Source organism: Cohnella sp., assembly GCF_041640265.1.
Lineage (GTDB): Bacteria > Bacillota > Bacilli > Paenibacillales > Paenibacillaceae > Cohnella.
On the sequence record NZ_JBEQAP010000009.1, the window covers coordinates 84,010 to 100,873 of the forward strand.

General features: G+C 46.1%; 15 protein-coding genes. 2 read left to right on the forward strand and 13 right to left on the reverse strand.

Going from position 1 to position 16,864, the window contains the following annotated elements:
* Window positions 1–41: 41 nt before the first annotated feature.
* The 5 genes from ACESLK_RS09495 to ACESLK_RS09515 form a co-directional block, all read right to left on the reverse strand.
* Window positions 42–965 (reverse strand): AEC family transporter, encoded by a 924-nt coding sequence (locus ACESLK_RS09495; RefSeq protein WP_373229126.1) that lies wholly within the window; start codon window positions 963–965, stop codon window positions 42–44.
* Window positions 965–2,371 carry an NAD-dependent malic enzyme gene (locus ACESLK_RS09500; protein ID WP_373229128.1) on the reverse strand — a complete coding sequence of 469 codons (1,407 nt, stop codon included), beginning with the start codon at window positions 2,369–2,371 and terminating at the stop codon, window positions 965–967. Before ACESLK_RS09500 ends, ACESLK_RS09495 begins: the two co-directional genes overlap by 1 nt.
* A 39-nt stretch (window positions 2,372–2,410) precedes the next feature.
* Complete coding sequence (locus tag ACESLK_RS09505) at window positions 2,411–3,937, reverse strand: tripartite tricarboxylate transporter permease (RefSeq protein ID WP_373229130.1); 1,527 nt, start codon at window positions 3,935–3,937, stop codon at window positions 2,411–2,413.
* A gap of 14 nt (window positions 3,938–3,951) precedes the next feature.
* Window positions 3,952–4,416 (reverse strand): tripartite tricarboxylate transporter TctB family protein, encoded by a 465-nt coding sequence (locus ACESLK_RS09510; RefSeq protein WP_373229132.1) that lies wholly within the window; start codon window positions 4,414–4,416, stop codon window positions 3,952–3,954.
* 97 nt (window positions 4,417–4,513) lie between these two features.
* Window positions 4,514–5,539, reverse strand: coding sequence for a Bug family tripartite tricarboxylate transporter substrate binding protein (locus ACESLK_RS09515; protein ID WP_373229225.1), 1,026 nt, complete (start codon window positions 5,537–5,539; stop codon window positions 4,514–4,516).
* Window positions 5,540–5,762: 223 nt separating this feature from the next.
* Here ACESLK_RS09515 and ACESLK_RS09520 point away from each other — a divergent pair, with 223 nt between their 5' ends.
* Both ACESLK_RS09520 and ACESLK_RS09525 read left to right on the forward strand, forming a co-directional pair.
* Window positions 5,763–7,352, forward strand: coding sequence for an ATP-binding protein (locus tag ACESLK_RS09520; protein WP_373229226.1), 1,590 nt, complete (start codon window positions 5,763–5,765; stop codon window positions 7,350–7,352).
* 5 nt (window positions 7,353–7,357) lie between these two features.
* Window positions 7,358–8,044 (forward strand): response regulator, encoded by a 687-nt coding sequence (locus tag ACESLK_RS09525; RefSeq protein WP_373229227.1) that lies wholly within the window; start codon window positions 7,358–7,360, stop codon window positions 8,042–8,044.
* A gap of 391 nt (window positions 8,045–8,435) precedes the next feature.
* Here ACESLK_RS09525 and ACESLK_RS09530 read toward each other — a convergent pair whose 3' ends face one another.
* The 8 genes from ACESLK_RS09530 to ACESLK_RS09565 form a co-directional block, all read right to left on the reverse strand.
* Window positions 8,436–9,020: a sulfite oxidase-like oxidoreductase gene (locus ACESLK_RS09530; protein WP_373229133.1), complete on the reverse strand. Its 585-nt coding sequence runs from the start codon at window positions 9,018–9,020 to the stop codon at window positions 8,436–8,438.
* 18 nt (window positions 9,021–9,038) lie between these two features.
* Window positions 9,039–10,343 carry an MFS transporter gene (locus ACESLK_RS09535; protein ID WP_373229135.1) on the reverse strand — a complete coding sequence of 435 codons (1,305 nt, stop codon included), beginning with the start codon at window positions 10,341–10,343 and terminating at the stop codon, window positions 9,039–9,041.
* 33 nt (window positions 10,344–10,376) lie between these two features.
* Entirely contained in the window at window positions 10,377–11,909 is a 1,533-nt protein-coding gene (locus tag ACESLK_RS09540) for a leucyl aminopeptidase (protein WP_373229137.1), read from the reverse strand.
* A gap of 51 nt (window positions 11,910–11,960) precedes the next feature.
* Complete coding sequence (locus ACESLK_RS09545; RefSeq protein WP_373229139.1) at window positions 11,961–13,334, reverse strand: ATP-binding protein; 1,374 nt, start codon at window positions 13,332–13,334, stop codon at window positions 11,961–11,963.
* Window positions 13,335–13,430: 96 nt separating this feature from the next.
* Window positions 13,431–14,711 carry an anti-sigma factor domain-containing protein gene (locus tag ACESLK_RS09550; RefSeq protein WP_373229140.1) on the reverse strand — a complete coding sequence of 427 codons (1,281 nt, stop codon included), beginning with the start codon at window positions 14,709–14,711 and terminating at the stop codon, window positions 13,431–13,433.
* Window positions 14,708–15,526, reverse strand: coding sequence for an RNA polymerase sigma-I factor (gene sigI, locus ACESLK_RS09555; protein WP_373229142.1), 819 nt, complete (start codon window positions 15,524–15,526; stop codon window positions 14,708–14,710). Before sigI ends, ACESLK_RS09550 begins: the two co-directional genes overlap by 4 nt.
* A 143-nt stretch (window positions 15,527–15,669) precedes the next feature.
* Window positions 15,670–16,095, reverse strand: coding sequence for a hypothetical protein (locus tag ACESLK_RS09560; RefSeq protein WP_373229143.1), 426 nt, complete (start codon window positions 16,093–16,095; stop codon window positions 15,670–15,672).
* A 165-nt stretch (window positions 16,096–16,260) separates the two neighbouring features.
* A complete protein-coding gene (locus ACESLK_RS09565) occupies window positions 16,261–16,809 on the reverse strand; it encodes a peroxiredoxin (RefSeq protein WP_373229145.1) in 549 nt (182 codons plus the stop codon).
* Between the last annotated feature and the right edge of the window lie 55 nt (window positions 16,810–16,864).

Sequence of the window (16,864 nt, forward strand, 5' to 3'; positions counted from 1 at the left end):
AGACATCCCCCTCAAAAATTAGATTGCATGACACGTCAGAATCAAAAAATTACCTTTGACATGTAAACGACGGCAGTCACAGTAATCCCGCTAAGCAGAGTCGTAATCAATACCGTCTCAGCCGCATAATCCGGGTCATTGTCGTATTCCAAAGCAAAAAGGGCAGTATTTCTCGAAGAGGGATAGGAGCTGGCGATCAATAGAGCCTGTGCCGTTATCCCTTGGAGTCCCATCGTATAAATAATAAGAAACGCAAGCAGCGGCGAAACAATCAGTCTGCCGAATATACTCAGAAAAAGAGGCAATGATGGTCGTCGAAGTTTCAAATAGGCCACTTGTGCCCCAAGCGTAAACAGTGCGATAGCCAGAAATGCATTCGAGACATTCTCGATCGGCTTCCATATAAACCCCGGTATAGCTATATCCGAAGCCTTAAGTATAAATCCCAGCACGATTGCGTGTATGATGGGAAGTTTCAATAACTCCGGCAAGATTTTCGAGCCCTTTACATTAACCGAAACCGAATTAAACAGCCCGTACGTATGGGTAAGCAGATTCTGAAATATCGTTACGATGACTTGAATGGATAAACCTAGCGCATTATTCTGGAATACAAGCTGACTGACAGATAAACCGTAGTTGCCCGAATTATTCAGCACAATACTATTCTTAAACGTCGCGGCAACACGTCTTTCCAACCTCATCGCTCTAGCTAGTACCCCGCTAAAGATCATTAAGCCTAGATTTTGGGTAACCAAAAATAGGACAATAGTAAGCAGCAAGTCTCCCGTAAAGCTGCTTTGATAGATATTAACAAATCCGACAGTCGGCATTAATACGAATGTAGTCATCTTGGATAACGTATTCATGTCGAAATGATATTTCCGATGCAGAAACACGCCTGCCCCAAGAAGGAGGAACACTGGAAATATCACTTGCAGAAAAATGCGAAGGATGATATCCATTAACGAAAATCCCTCGGTATTCTCCTTGCTTCTCCCGTCTCAATCGCTGCTTTAATAACCGCCGCACGCACTTTTTTCACGACTTCTTCGTTAAAAACGCTCGGAACGATATACTGCTCGTTTAACTCCTCACTGCTGACAACTGACGCAATTGCTATCGCTGCGGCCAATTTCATTTTCTCGTTGATCGTGCGGGCGCGGCATTCAAGCGCACCGCGGAAGATTCCCGGAAAACAGAGGACATTGTTGATTTGATTCGGATAATCGCTGCGGCCGGTAGCTATGACGCGTACATATGGCTCGACCGTATCAGGGTCAATTTCCGGCTCCGGATTTGCCATAGCGAATACAATAGGCTCCCTAGCCATTTTCTTCACATCTTCGACCTTCAGTACGCCCGGACCTGACACACCAACAAATACATCAGCCCCTGCCAAGACGTCAGATAGAGCTCCTTTTACTTGGCCTGGATTAGAGTTCTCAGACAGCCAACTCCACATTGGATTCGAATAAGACTCTCCAGCCACTATAGCCCCATGTCGGTCAACGGCAATCAGATTCTTAACGCCTGCTGCAAGCAGCATCTTCGAACAAGCTACGCCAGCCGCGCCGATACCTGCCACAACCACTTTAATGGTTTCAAGATCTTTTCCCACGATTTTAAGAGCGTTAAGCAACCCAGCCAGCATAACGACTGCCGTTCCATGCTGATCATCGTGGAACACGGGAATATCCAATTCCTGTTTAAGCCGTTCTTCGATTTCAAAGCACCGGGGAGAGCTGATGTCCTCCAGATTAATTCCACCGAACGCAGGAGAAATATTCTTGATCGTACGAATGATGTCTTCGGTATCTTTCGTTTCCAAGCATATAGGTATGGCATCCACTCCTGCCAACTGCTTAAACAGCATGGCCTTGCCTTCCATGACAGGCATCGCTGCATAAGGACCAATGTCCCCGAGCCCCAATACCGCCGTCCCATCGCTAATAACTGCCACCATATTCCGTTTGATCGTTAGCGAGAATGCCTTTTTGGCGTCTTGATGAATAGCCATGCATACTTTAGCTACTCCCGGTGTGTACACATGAGATAAATCTTCCCGATTTTTAATGGGCATCTTCGGTTGGATTTCGATTTTACCGCCCAAATGGACCAAGAAAGTCCGGTCAGATACGTTAATGACGTTTACTCCATTCAAAGCTCGAATCCGTTGCATCAATTCGGCATTGTTTTGATCAGGGATGTGGACCGTAATATCCCGAATCGCGGACTCTTGACCAGAGTGGATCACGTCAGTTGCGATAATATCTCCGCCCGAATGCCCAATCGCCACGGCTACTTCTCCGAAAGTTACTTTTGATTTATCAATTTCTAGCCGAATAATGATGTTCGAGCTGGATGACATGGACACCCTCCCTTTCCCCTAGTTAACGAAAGTTAGCAGTTAAGCTTCTTCATTCACGAGCACTTTTTTTCCGCGAAGCTTCAATAACAGCGGTATGGCAAGCCATAGAAGAGCGCAGGCCAAAAACACGGCTGATGTAGGCTTGGTAATAAAAATCGAGAAATCTCCATTAGAAGCCGTTAACGCACGACGCATATTATTCTCGATCATTGGTCCCAATACCAGGCCTAATACAAGCGGCGCCAAAGGATAATCATTTTTGACCAGAAAATATCCGGCCACTCCGCATGCGATCAATAGCATCAGGTCGAACGTGTTGTATTGCACCGCATAAACGCCGAAGACGGAGATGGCTACGATAATAGGAAGCAGATATTTAGGCGGTGTTTCTATAATCTTGGCGAACACCTTTACTAATGGCATATTAAGCAATAGAAGCATCAGGTTCCCAATAAACATACTCGCAATGAGCCCCCATGCAACCTCAGGATGATCCTCAAACAACAACGGACCTGGCTGCACATTGTACATAATGAGTGCGCCCATTAAGATTGCCGTTGTCCCGGAACCCGGAATACCAAGGGTGAGCAGCGGAATCATGGCACCGCCGGAAGCCGCATTGTTCGCAGATTCAGGAGCGGCTACGCCCTCAATGGCTCCTTTTCCGAATTTCTCGGGATTTTTGCTTAGTTTCTTCTCCATGATGTAACTGAAGAACGATGCCAGCGTTGCACCCGCTCCCGGGAGAACCCCAATAAAGAAACCTAACACCGAGCCTCGTGCAATTGGGCCTGCGCTATCTTTCAGATCTTGTTTTGTAGGCATTATACGTCCAACACGTGCAACATCACCTGTCGAGTATTCCCGGTTTATAATCGTTTTGAACACTTCGCCGAGCGCGAACAATCCAACGGCAATCGTCAAAAACTCCAAGCCGCTATACAGGATAGGCTGACCGTAAGTAAACCTAGCCACGCCTGATACGTTGTCCATTCCGATCGTCGCCAGCAGAAGACCCATCACCATCATCAATAACGCCTTCGTCATTGATTTCCCTGCAAGTCCGCTCACGGCTGCAAGACCCAAAACCATGAGGGAGAAATACTCCGCCGGGCCGAATTTGATCGCGATATTAGACAGCGGTTCCGCTAGAAGTACCAATGCGAATAATGAAAAAATACCCGCCGCGAATGAACCGATTGCAGAAATGGACAATGCCGCTCCTGCGCGACCATTCCGAGCCATCTGATAACCGTCAAGCGTTGTGACAACAGAAGAGGATTCACCGGGCGTATTCAATAGAATGGACGTTGTTGAACCTCCGTACATCGCTCCGTAATATACACCAGCAAGCAGAATAATCGCGCTTGTCGCCGCTTCTTCCGGACCCAATCCTCCTGTCATCGTTGAGGTGACGGGAATCAACAGGGCGACTCCGCTCATCGGTCCGATTCCCGGCAGGACGCCAACGGCCGTCCCTATAAGAACTCCGACGAAAGCGAAAAGCAAGTTGTGCCACTGCAGTGCAGAGGTGAATCCATTGGCTAGAAAATTGAGAACATCCATATTTACATCCTCCTTTAACCTAGATTAAGCCAAGAAGGAAACCCAGGTAACGATCCTTCTAAGATATGAACGAACAAATAATATACACCGTAAGAGAAAACTGCGGAGATGACCAAGGACGCGAGCCATTGTCCTCTCTTGATGACCTGAAAAGCAAATAACAAAAAAACGAACGTTCCGATCACATAACCGATATCTGTTAAAAAAAAAGCATAGAGAACCGATGCACCCAATATAAGCAGAAACCGCGCATAATCCGGACGGGATTGCTCTCCGTTATTCCTATCCTTCGATTTAAGTACTTCATAAAACAATCGAATGCTAAGCAATATCAACAGACTGCCTAAACCCATTGGGAAAATATCAGGTCCGACATTGCTCCCATAAGAGCTCTCGCCGATTTTTTGGCTTTCCCATACAAATGCGATGCCGATCAGTAAAAATACAGCACTCGCATATCGGTCAAAAACCTTGTTCACAAACCATCACCCCGCATCAATCTTTGTGGAAAAAAAGTGACGAAGGGGCATCTCCCGCCGACCTTCGTCACTTTCCTATTATCTCTCACCCGCTGTTTTACTTGGACATATTCAGCGCGGTAAGCAGATCCTTAATCAGCAATTCCTGCTCTCCAAGAAACTTAACGAAATCAGTCGAAGACTTATACTGGCTTTCCCAAGCGTTTGCTTGAAGCTCTTTCTTCCACTCTTCCGTTTCGCTTAGCGCCTTAAGCGTTCTTTCCCAATATGCTAACTCGTCAGCGCTCATTTCTTTAGGTCCGAATATACCGCGCCAAATCGTAAATTCGGCATCTACACCCGATTCTTTCAAGGTCGGTACATCCTTCAGATCTCCGGATAATCGTTCCGTGGATGTAACAGCCAGCACTTTTACCTTTCCCGCTTTCAAATACTCGGATACGCTGGATACATCGGTTGCGATCACATCCGCGTTCCCGCCGAGCAATGCGGCAATGGCTTCTCCGCCGCCATCATACGAAACATACTTCAGCGCTTTCGGATCAATGCCGAATTTGTAAGCAGGCAATACGGCAATCAAGTGATCCATGGAACCCGGTGCAGAACCGCCCGCAATGGTAAGCTTCTTAGGATCGGCTTTCAAATCGTTCAGCAGCGAAGTCACGTCGTTGTATCCCGAATCCGCTTTAACTACAATAGCGCCGTAATCCTTCGTTAACTGCGCAAGCGGAGTCGTATCTTTGTAACCGAAAGGGCTGTTTCCTTCTTTTTTGAGATTGTTAATGACAATCGGCGGGGAACTTACGAACAATTTGTACGGATTCTTCGTCTCTTGCGTTGCATATTCCGCCATATATACGGCACCGCCGCCGCCCGGTTTATTCTCGACGGTCATCGTTTGATCTACAAGCTTAGTTTCAGCCAATACTTTGGTTAGGGAACGAGCCGTTTTATCCCAACCCCCGCCGGCACCGGATGGCGCAACGACAATGAACGGTTTTTCAGGATACTTAGATGCGGAGGCCTGCGTTTGTTTGGCTGGTTCGTTAGAAGCTTTCGCTGATTCACCCGCCGCCTTCGAAGGTTCATTTCCTCCGCCGCAAGCCGTTAAACCTACAGCCATTAGTACCGTAACAATTCCTATTTTCCAATTGACTTTTTTTAATGACACTTTGGTTCCCCCTAATGGTGTGATATATTACTTGTAACTTCCAATGTGTTGATAGCGCTTTCACACAACTAAATGTTATCATGCGTTCAAAAAACTGAATAGCTTGTGAACATTAATTGGATATTGGGCATAAAGGGAATATTGTTCATAAAATTCATGAAACGGTGTGAATCGATTGCGATTGCAAACGAAATTGATCTTGCTGATGTGTACCCTTACCTTCACTTTAATCATGGCTATGTCATTCACGTTTCAACACATGTGGTCATCTTCGTATAAAAACCAAATCGGATCGAAAGCACTTAATCTCGCTAAAACCGTCGCCTCCATACCGGAGATTAGAAAGGCATTTACCGAGGCCGAGCCCTGGCAAACCATTCAGCCGCTAGTCGAAGACATTCGCAAGCAAACGGATGCCGAATACATCGTGGTTGGTAATCGCGATGGCATTCGCTATTCCCACCCGGTAGCTTCCCGTATCGGCGAGACGATGGTAGGAGGAGATAATGAGCCCGTATTTCGCGGGGAATCGATTATTTCTGAGGCTACGGGTACCTTGGGTCTCGCCCTGCGGGGGAAAACGCCTATTTTTAACGAACGGGGAGAGGTCATCGGCGTCGTCTCTGTCGGATTCCTTATTGAGGATATCAACAAGCAGGCCTATCGGTTTCGAAATATTATCGTTGGAATCGCAATGGCTGCGCTTATTATGGGCGCAATGGGTGCCGTGTTCATCGCAAACAATTTAAAACGCTCCATTATGGGACTCGAGCCAGAAGAAATCGGCAGATTGTATCAGGAGAAGGAAGCCGTACTGGAATCGATCCATGAAGGAATTGTTGCCGTAAACAGGAAGGGGATCATTACCCTTATTAATCAAAATGCATTAAGTATGCTGGGAACAGAAAAGAAATCCGAGGTTACGGGAAAACCTATTTTGGAGGTTCTCCCCTATACGACTCTGCCGGAGGTTATCCGAACTGGAGTGGCAGAGACGGATAGCGAAGCCATCGTAGGCGACAATGTTGTAATCGTGAATCGACTGCCGGTAAAGGATAGGAATGGAATCGTAATCGGAGCCGTGTCGAGCTTCCGGAATAAATCCGAGCTCTACCTGCTTACGCAGCAGCTCTCTCAGCTTAAGCAGTATGCGGATGGATTACGCGCTCAAACCCATGAATTTTCCAATAAGCTTCATACGATCTCCGGGCTCATCCAGCTAGAGTCTTACCAAGAAGCCATTGATTTCATTACACGGGAATCGGATATCCAAAGCGACTTGCTAAAGCTGACTCTAAGGGAAATTCCCGACCCGATTATCGGTGGATTGCTGATCGGCAAAATTAACCGCGCACGAGAGTTGAAAGTCAATTTAAACATCGAGGAGGAGAGCACCTTTAAAGATGTGCCGCCTTCTATCGACCGAAATATGCTTGTGACCATCCTGGGTAATTTGCTCGACAATGCCATGGAGGCTGTTCTTGCCAATACCGAGGACAAACTCGTTTCTCTTTTGTTGACCGATTTGGGACAAGACTTAATACTGGAGATAGAAGATAACGGGCCTGGAATTCCGGCAGAATGGTCGGATCAAATATTCAAAGTAGGTTTCTCAACAAAAAAAGATGTGAAGCGCGGGATTGGGTTGGCATTGGTTAAGAGAGCCGTTGACGGACTTGGAGGAATTATTGAGCATCATCCTGGCCAGGCAGGCGGCACAAGGTTTTTCGTTGCCATTCCTAAGATAAGGAGGGATACAAATTGATACAGGTGTTAATTGTAGAGGACGATATTCGAAATGCAGAAATCAACAAACGGTTTGTCCAGAAAGTTGAAGGCTACGAAGCAGCGGGTATCGCAACGGATGGGCGCCAGGCCAAGGATTTGCTGGAAATCCTATCACCGGACCTGGTTCTTCTCGATTTGCACCTTCCCGATATCCAGGGATTCGATTTGCTCAGACATATTAAATTAAACCATACCCGAACAGACGTTATTATGATTACAGCGGCTAAGGAACTGAACAACATCCGGGAAGCCATTCACGGCGGCGTGTTCGACTATATTCTAAAGCCCGTTATATTTGAACGTCTTCGCGAAACGCTAGAGAAGTACAAAAGCTTCCGTAAAAAAATTACAGCATTGGAGCTGGAAGGCTCAAAAAGCATCGTTGACCAATATAAAATCGACGAGCTTCTTCGGATGAACGACGGGGACAAGCAGCGCTCTTCCCTCCCTAAAGGGATTGACCAGCTGACGCTGGATAAAGTAATCACCTATATTGGCCGTACAGAGAAGCCATTCACAGCTGAGCAAGCCAGCGGCGAACTTGGGATTAGCCGCTCCACATCCAGAAGATATCTAGAGTTTCTCGTCTCTTTGGAGAAAGTATCGGCCGACTTATCCTATGGATCCGTCGGCCGTCCTGAACGTGTATATGGAAAAAAGCCTACATGATGGATCAAAAAGCGGATTCCCGTGTACCCCCTAAAATGCATTACTTAGGATATGTAGGGGGTAAAGTGGGGTGTATGTCTGGGGTTTGTTGAACGTTATCTCTCTGTTGCGATCCTAGCAGCATTTGTGCCACTAATTGATTCCGAAAACCCATTGTTGATCGACTAGCGGCAAAAGTACATCTAATAATCTTCATTATCACTCAATCAGACGATTTTGGGTGTATTACAAGTATGAATGCTTCTAATTCTCAAAGAACGTTAAAATTTGGGAAAATTAGCAGTACATTTACTGTAAAGTTACTTATCATCTTCTATATTCAGCCTTATACCTGTTGATAAGGAAAGATGACTCCTGAGTGAACTCAGCTTTGGGGTCAGTTCTTATCTCATCAATCAAAATCATATCTCTGTTCTTCCCAAGGGTCCCCATACATATGGTATCCATTACGCTCCCAGAAGCCTGGCTTATCTTTAGCCATAAACTCAATGCCTCGCAGCCATTTCGCGCTCTTCCAGAAGTAAAGATGCGGTACAACCATTCGAACGGGATAACCATGCTCTGGGGTTAATGGCTCCCCGTTATGCTTAATGCCGATGAAAGTGGTATCTTGCATAAAATCTTCTAATGGCAGGTTTGTCGTATACCCATATTCACCATGCAGCATGACATATTTGGCTTCCGGCTTGAGCTTAATACGCTCCATAATCGTAGCTACCGCAATGCCTTCCCAAACGTTATCAAGCTTGGACCATGTCGTAACGCAATGGATGTCGTTGCCGAATTCACGTCTTGGAAGCTCCATAAAGTCGGTATACGGGATTATGAGCTCTTCCTCAACAAGACCGAAAACCTTCAAATCCCAATTACTAAGATCATCATAATAAGGCACTTCGCCATGGTGCAATACCGGGAATCCATCCGTTAGTCTCTGTCCCGGCGGCACCCGATCGTTCATTAATGTTTTAGTATCCATTATGCTGCTCATCCCTCTCTACATGGATAGTGTATTACGATTACGATTGCGCTTTTCCCTGAATACAAACGGAGCAACGGCAGTCGACAAGACAAGCAGCGCTCCTCCGGCAAAGGTCGTCATTCCGTAAGTTTGCAGCCATAGGGGTCCGTTCGCCGCTTGATCATATAACCATCCGCCTACAATCGGGCCGATAAAACCTGCCAAGCCCGTTAAGGCCGAGAATACCGCTACATACATCGGACGCTCCGATTTAGGTGAATCACCTATTAGAAAATTAAAGACGAGCAGATTATAACCCGCCAACCCAAAACCAAGAAACAAGTGCACAACAATCATGATTAGCATGACAGGTAAAATTGCGATTCCCGCCCACAAAGCACAGGATGCAGCTATAAGCGGAAATGTCCATAGGAGCAAGGTATTCGTCGAATACCTGCTGTTTAGCACGCCCCAATAATAGTAGCTGATCATCATCACCAAATTTTGCAGCATTATTATCATCGTCACTTTGCTCGTGCTAAGATCTAGGATTTCTAACATGACGTAGGAGAACAGCGGAATCACAACGTTCTGAAGCAGAATAAATACAGATATAAACAAAGTCGCCGATAGAAATCTCCGGTCAGCGAATGGTCTTATCATCATCCGCATGGATCTGCCGCTCACCGATGGCTGGAATGGCGGATTCGGATAGCGGGACAATGCCCAGCCATTCCATACGACACACAGCGCACTTACCGTGAACAATACCGTAAAACCTTGAGCGCCCGGCAACCATTCCATAATCTGCCCTCCTGCAAGCAAGGTGAAGCAGACAACTGCCCAGTGAGTGGTATTACGAATACCGAAATACTTACCCCTAATAGAAGGAGGTACTACGTCAGCCATCAAGGAAGTCCAGATTACGCCGGCCGCTTGTCCCGCAATCATTGAGATTAACCAAACTGCTATATAAATCGGAATCCAGGTATCCTGTGTGAAGGTGAGAGGAATGAGCCCTGTTCCGACCCATAACACTCGATGAATCACGCCGAACAAAGTGATGTAAAACCGTCGGTTCTGCCATGACTGCATAGCTATAGCAATGATGATTTGAATAAGCAACGCAAAAGGAGGAATCGCCAATACCAGTCCGACATGAAAAGCCGAAAATCCCAAATACGTTAAATATACCGTCTGAAGAGGTCCCCCCAGCAGATTACCTAAAATACTCGCAGGGATGCCCTCAACGATAGACATACGTAAGCCTCTTCGATTCTCCGATTCGCTCTGACGGATCGCCAATATTCTGTGAAACGCTTCAAAAATTCTATTTTTCATCCATGCTCCCCCGTGCTGCTTAAGGTGCTGATCTCATGAATTACCCGATTCACTCCGAACATATTCGAGTAATGTGCGCACCATGACACCGGTACCGCCTTTGCTCTCGAATCCTCTATCCTCCCACATCCAAGTTGTTCCGCCTATATCCAGATGAACCCATGGATGTCCTTCCGAGAACTCGCCTACAAACAAACCGCCCGCAATCGCGCCAGCCCACGTACCGCCATGGTTTTTAATGTCTGCTACATGACTTTTGAGAAGATTGCGATACTCTGGATGACTTGGAAGCGGCCATACGTATTCGCCTGCTCTACTCGCAGCTTGAAGGAAGGTTTGCATCAGTGATTCTTCATTTGTCAGCGCTCCCGTGGTCACATCTCCAAGCGCATGCATGACAGCACCGGTCAAGGTTGCTACGTCGATTAATTCCGTAGCCCCATGACGCAAAGCCGTCGTTAATCCATCTGCTAATACGATTCTGCCTTCGGCATCCGTATTGAGCACTTCCACTGTTTTCCCACTATAGGTTCGAATAACGTCACCTGGCTTAAAGGCGCTTCCTGAAGGCATATTCTCAGCTGCAGGGATTACCGCTACAATATTTATAGCAGGCTTCCCTTCCCCGATCGCTCTCATAACACCCATTACTGCAGCCGCGCCGCCCATGTCCGATATCATTTCTTCCATTCCTATAGCTTTCTTGATCGATATTCCGCCTGTATCGAAGGTAACTCCTTTTCCGATCAAGCCGAGAGTTCGTTTAGAATTCGGATCGCCTCTATGATGGATTACAATCATCCGCGGAGGATTGACGCTTCCCTGGCCAACAGCCAGCAGACCGCCCATTCCTTCTTGGACGATATCATCATCATTATAGATCCGGTAATCCATTCCATAATGCTCCGCGACTGATCTCGCTTCAGCCCCGAGCAGTTCGGGAGTTAGTTGATTAGCCGGTGTATTCGTCAGCTCACGCGCATAACAAACCGCATCCGCGACCTTGACACCCTGCTGCAAGCCTGCGGTCCATTCTTTCGCTCCCTCTTCTGAATCCAGCACAAAAGTCACCTCTTCGAGGGAAGCTTCTACTCTCCCTCGCTTAGAGGCGCTATTACGTCTGTACAGTCCGAGCAGAAGCCCTTCCATTAACGCAGAAGCAACCGCACGAAGATCACGTGCAACCATAGAGATGGATAGTCTAGCGGGTATTCTAACGACGGCCTTCTTGAACTGGTATTCAATTAGCTTTCCGCCCGCACTCCCTGCAGCTTCTCTTATCGCTTTTGACGTAAATGGCGTATCCTCACAACCAATGAATAATACATAAGACTCCGTTATCAACCCAAAGGTAGGTATTAATGCGGTCTCTCCAGACTTCCCATGGAAAGCTCCGCGGTTACCCATATCCCTCAGAGCTCTATCAAGCTCAGGGTGCAGAAGGTCTCTATTGTCCTTCATTGCTATCTCGCTTACGAATATAATCCTAAGTTCAGCAGAGCCATCCATGTCTTTAAGACCCGGCGAGATCGTTTTCCATTTCAAGGGCCATCCTGACCATAACATGCTGTTCCCACCCTAAGAGTAATCTCTTTCATAACCCAGATTCTACTCTTTTCACTCGGCATAAGGCAAATAAATAAGGAATTCCGTTCCTTCATTTAATTGGCTGTCCACGTGGATCGTACCGCCATGATTACAAATGATTCGGTAGCTTACGGATAACCCAAGACCTGTCCCTTCCTCCTTTGTTGTAAAAAAGGGATCGAATAGCCGATTTAATGTCGTTCGTTCCATTCCTTTTCCATTATCCCTAATCGATATGAGAGCGTATTTCCCCTCATGTCTTGCCGAAATATCGATACGTCCCTTACGTTCCTCCTTAACATCAACGATGGCATCCATTGCATTTTTCATAATATTTAGCAGCACTTGCTTGATTTGTTTAACATCTACAGCAACCGTTAGGTAAGGATCGAAGATTTCGCAGTTCAGCTCGCACCCCTTCATCAAGGCTTCGCTCTCCGATAGCAGAATCGATTCCTTTAATAGCAGACCCACCAAGACTTTCTGTTTCATAGGTGCAGAGGGCTTGGAGGAATTAAGAAATTCGTAAATAATATCATTGGCTCGGTCAATTTCGGAAAGAATGATCCTTCCATACTCTTGTTTCCCAACGTCCTTAAGCAGGGGGTTTAGAAGCTGTATGAAACCTCGAATTGAGGTTAATGGATTTCGAATTTCATGAGCAATTGCTGCAGCGATCTTACCTAGCATGGCAAGCTTATCGTTCTGAAACGCGGATTGTTCGATTTGCTTGTACTCTGAGACATCCTTTACGCTAATCAGATAATCCCCGTCCAGCTCTTCAATCTGAGAAATACTCACAAGCAGGAACCGTCCGTTCACATCTTGAAATTCACCGTGAAACCTGCGGTTAAGCACCATATCCTTGTACATCCGCAAGAAAATTTTCCGAATGGGCAGCTGAAGATTGGCATGAAAAAAAAGCTGGTTCAGCGTACACCCGATCAATGCTCTCCGGGGAGCTTGCAGCAATCGCGACATTTGGACATTAAGAAACCGCAAATTACCCGCACCATCGAACAAGGCAACCCCGCTGTCCATGTGCTGGAGAACGGTTTCGAATTTATTTGGTTTTTCCTTATTGATCGGGACGGTATGTATGGCATTTAGTAATAAACGGTCTGTATCCGCCTCTTCCCGAGTTGCGGCACCTTCAGGAAGACGCAAAGAGATAAGCAGCTCCGTTATAAACAAAAGAGACCGATGCACGTATGTCATTCGGTCTTCGGGTTCGGCGTAGGAAAGTAAAAACTTCACGCTCTCTTCGTGATGTTCTAAGATGTCGTCGGTGGGTAAATTACTAAGCCCTCGCCATAAATCCTTCGTTTCGGGACGATCAAATTGTCCTCCGTTTCGAACAAATTCAGCCAGAATCGGAAAATAACGAGTCCTCCACCCTTCCACGCGATCATTCCTCCCTTCAACAGAGCCACATTATGACAAAAATCAAATTAATCATAGTCATTAATGACAGGTACTGTCAACGGGAGATGTTGTCGATCAATCACGTTCTTTGTCGGAATTCCTTAATTTTACAGATGGCACTATTTTGTTGGATCGCTCCCTCGCTAGATCCAGGAGGTGCTTCCATTCTTCTTGATTGTCGGATTCCTCATCAATCTTACTATTATTTCTTTCATAGTTTTCATCATTTTCATCATTATATTCATTATCATTAATTTTGTTTTGATTGTTGTTGTCCTTCATATCCCCCTTCTGTTTATCGCTTTGTTTATCATCATCGTCCTTCTTATCGACTATTTTGCTGTCGTTGGGATTGTCCCTATTTTCATTATTTTTCTTCTCTGCGTCATTATTCATATTGCCGCTGACTGTCTTATCCTCATTTCCTGTCTTGATCTCGATTTTTACTTTTTCTTCGTTTTTTACTTTGTCTTCGCTTTTTGCTTTATCTTCGCTTTTTGCTTTGTCTTCATTTTCTTTCTTGTCATCGTTTACATCCTTGTCTTTCTTATCTTCATCTTTTACTACTTTATCATTTAGCTTCTTCTGATCGTATTGGCTCATGACCTTTTTGACGCCCCCCCATGAAGCAGCAATATCCTTTAACGATTGTTCCTTCAGGGTTTCTAACGACAATTCATGCCCTTGGCTTTCGGATACAAGCCAGAAGGCCATTTTACCGGATGACACGCCATTAACTTCCGCTTCTTCTCTTATTTCTATCGGCAGAGATACGGTTGTTACCTCAAGATGAACCAATTGCTCAGAATCCACCTGCTGAGTTGCCTCGTTAAGAATTCGTGTAATTTTCTGGGTAACCTTATTTTCCCATTGTTCGGCTAAAGCTTTAATAGGCACACTAGCTATAACCACTTCTGGATCGCCTATGGTGAGCACCTGCTCCTCTACCATCTTATGGGCAAGCTCGTACATTACCGACTCTAGCCCCTTGCCTCTAAACTTTAAGCCCTCGATGAGCGGTTCAGCATCCGCATTAACTGCCCGCAGCTCCCTGACTCGCTCCTTCGCATCCAGACCAAGCTCAATGCTTGGATTGATATCCATAGAGACATACGCAACAACCGGAGGCATTCGAATCATCCACAAACCTACTATGAGAACAAACAGCGCTGAAGCAAACACGCCTGCTTGCAGAAAACGTTGTCGAACACGGGGAACCGCTCGGAGAGTAACGGAGTCGGTTATTTGTTCACCAATCGCGAAATGAGCTTGTCTTCTAACCCGAACGAATTGTCCATCTGGCGTAAGCACGACAGCCGTTCTTTTGTCCAAAGCCATTACCATTCCTTGATTCATGAAGTCTCCCCCTTTCCATATCGATCCAAACCGATATACTCTTGTAAAAATGGATATGTACCAAAAGCAATCAAAGCGACTGCAATCAAATATTTACGATGGCGCTCTGCGGTTTTCCGCGAGACTGATTCTGCCTCACATAGCTCTTTAATCGGTAATTGGCGCTTTTCTCGGAGGAACTGGAACATATTCTCTTCAATCGCCAATCGCCTGCCCATTCTTAGCAGCATTTCCCGAGAATCTTTATGGCGCGGTGAATGCTGTACTAAATCCCCGAAAGTAATACCGAATATCGCTAATTCTTCAGTTAATGCTGCGATTTCCATCTTCCTTTCATCCGCAGTCCGCTCCTTGGTGTAAGCTTCCATAGCCTGAATAACTTCAACCCGATTAACCGTACTTTCTCCATCCTCACCTTCGGATTCGAATGCGCTGTAGGGAATATTAGAAGCATGTCTGCTTTCTTGCCTTGTGTAGTCAATCAGCCTTCGGTTTATAACCGTTTCAGCGAAGCCCAAAAACAGCCTGCCTCCCTGAGGTGAATACCCCGTAATCGCCTCGTCGAATGCAGCTAAAGCCACGCTGTAAGCGTCATCCTGCCGAGGGTCGATATACCGACGGAAAAAACGGCTGGCGGTTCTTAAAATATATGGATGATACTGACGAATCAGTTCATTTCGAAGCTCTTGCTCCCCATTCTGGATTCTATCTACCCATTGCTCAGGCACTGTAGCTTCATCCGGGGATTTGGCTGATTTAATCGATGAGTTTAACCATTTTTTCCAAAGTACGAGCAGCACTCGCTCACCCCTCACTTATAACATTCGGAGAACAATCCGTATTTCAGGGGGTATTCTCTAGAAATAAAAAAGGACCACCCTTTAGTAAATGAGATCTACTTTAGGGCAGTCCTCTATTCGATTATACTCTATACTTGCACCAGGAATGGACCTTATTTTTAGATCATCCCGCCCGGAGTCCGCTTCATTCTCAGTTTATGACGTCTTTGGCTTAAGACGATAAGACGTTTCTTTAGTTGCTGTTGCCATTCGCTATCGCTTATTCCCTTGGCAAAAGATAGCAAATCAAGCGAAATGTCGATTTGGCTCTGTACGATTTGCATAGGATCTTCTTCTTCATTGTTGACGCAATTTTCGTGAAGGTCTTTGTCAGACTCATCCACGTAGTCGTGGAAGTCGACTTCGGATGCTCCGTCGCCATGAGCATACTCGGCCAATATTTCATACTCGTTCTCCACCAAATAGTGCACTTCAATTCGATGACAAACTGGACAGAACAGAATCGGCACATTATGAATCCGCGTACGGTAATGCTTTAAGGTCCCCTTAGTTCCAATCATACTAGCTCCGCAGCAAAAGCTCATCGTCTTCCCCTCCTTCAAATCTGCATCATTTATTCTTCTCACTATATTCTCTGCCCATTAACACAATTCCTGCCGCCTTAGTGGAATTTCAACTCCAATTCTTGTATAAAGACCTCCCCGGAACAATTGTTCCGGGGAGGTCTTGTGATTAAGAGCTAGCTATTATTACTTCGATACCAGATGCTTGTCGCCAGCTTTCCAGTTCATTGGGCAAAGTCCGCCGGATTGCAGCGCTTGTAGAACACGGAGAGTTTCTTCAACGCTGCGGCCTACATCGTTGTGGTTAACAACTTGGTATTTCAATTCGCCTTCCGGATCGATGATGAACAAACCGCGCAAAGCGATTCCTTCTTCCTCAATTAGAACACCGTAATCGCGAGCGACTTGTTTCGTAAGATCAGAAGCAAGCGGGTGGTTCAATTGGCCAAGTCCGTTATCGTTCTTAGCCGTGTTGATCCATGCACGGTGGCTATGTTTGCTGTCTACACTCACACCTAGAACCTCTGTATTCAAACCAGAGAACACATCAGCCGCCTCGGATAGCGCAGTAATTTCAGTTGGGCATACAAAAGTGAAATCCAGTGGGTAGAAGTACAATACCAACCATTTACCACGGTAATCAGCAAGGGATGCTGTACCAAAATCTTTACCGTCTCCATTCGCTGTTTCCATAGAGAAGTTCGGAGCCGGACGACCTACTAAACGCTCTGCCATCTTACAATTACCTCCTATAAGCCCGACGGTTGTGCCGGTACTTTCTATTGTTACT

Coding starts and splice junctions, on each gene's coding strand:
- ACESLK_RS09530 (WP_373229133.1), bottom strand. CDS start 9,020: ATGGATACTAAAACATTAATGAACGATCGGGTGCCGCCGGGACAGAGA.
- ACESLK_RS09515 (WP_373229225.1), bottom strand. CDS start 5,539: ATGGCTGTAGGTTTAACGGCTTGCGGCGGAGGAAATGAACCTTCGAAG.
- ACESLK_RS09495 (WP_373229126.1), bottom strand. CDS start 965: ATGGATATCATCCTTCGCATTTTTCTGCAAGTGATATTTCCAGTGTTC.
- ACESLK_RS09550 (WP_373229140.1), bottom strand. CDS start 14,711: ATGAATCAAGGAATGGTAATGGCTTTGGACAAAAGAACGGCTGTCGTG.
- ACESLK_RS09500 (WP_373229128.1), bottom strand. CDS start 2,371: ATGTCATCCAGCTCGAACATCATTATTCGGCTAGAAATTGATAAATCA.
- ACESLK_RS09505 (WP_373229130.1), bottom strand. CDS start 3,937: ATGGATGTTCTCAATTTTCTAGCCAATGGATTCACCTCTGCACTGCAG.
- ACESLK_RS09540 (WP_373229137.1), bottom strand. CDS start 11,909: ATGTTATGGTCAGGATGGCCCTTGAAATGGAAAACGATCTCGCCGGGT.
- ACESLK_RS09560 (WP_373229143.1), bottom strand. CDS start 16,095: ATGAGCTTTTGCTGCGGAGCTAGTATGATTGGAACTAAGGGGACCTTA.
- ACESLK_RS09535 (WP_373229135.1), bottom strand. CDS start 10,343: ATGAAAAATAGAATTTTTGAAGCGTTTCACAGAATATTGGCGATCCGT.
- ACESLK_RS09565 (WP_373229145.1), bottom strand. CDS start 16,809: ATGGCAGAGCGTTTAGTAGGTCGTCCGGCTCCGAACTTCTCTATGGAA.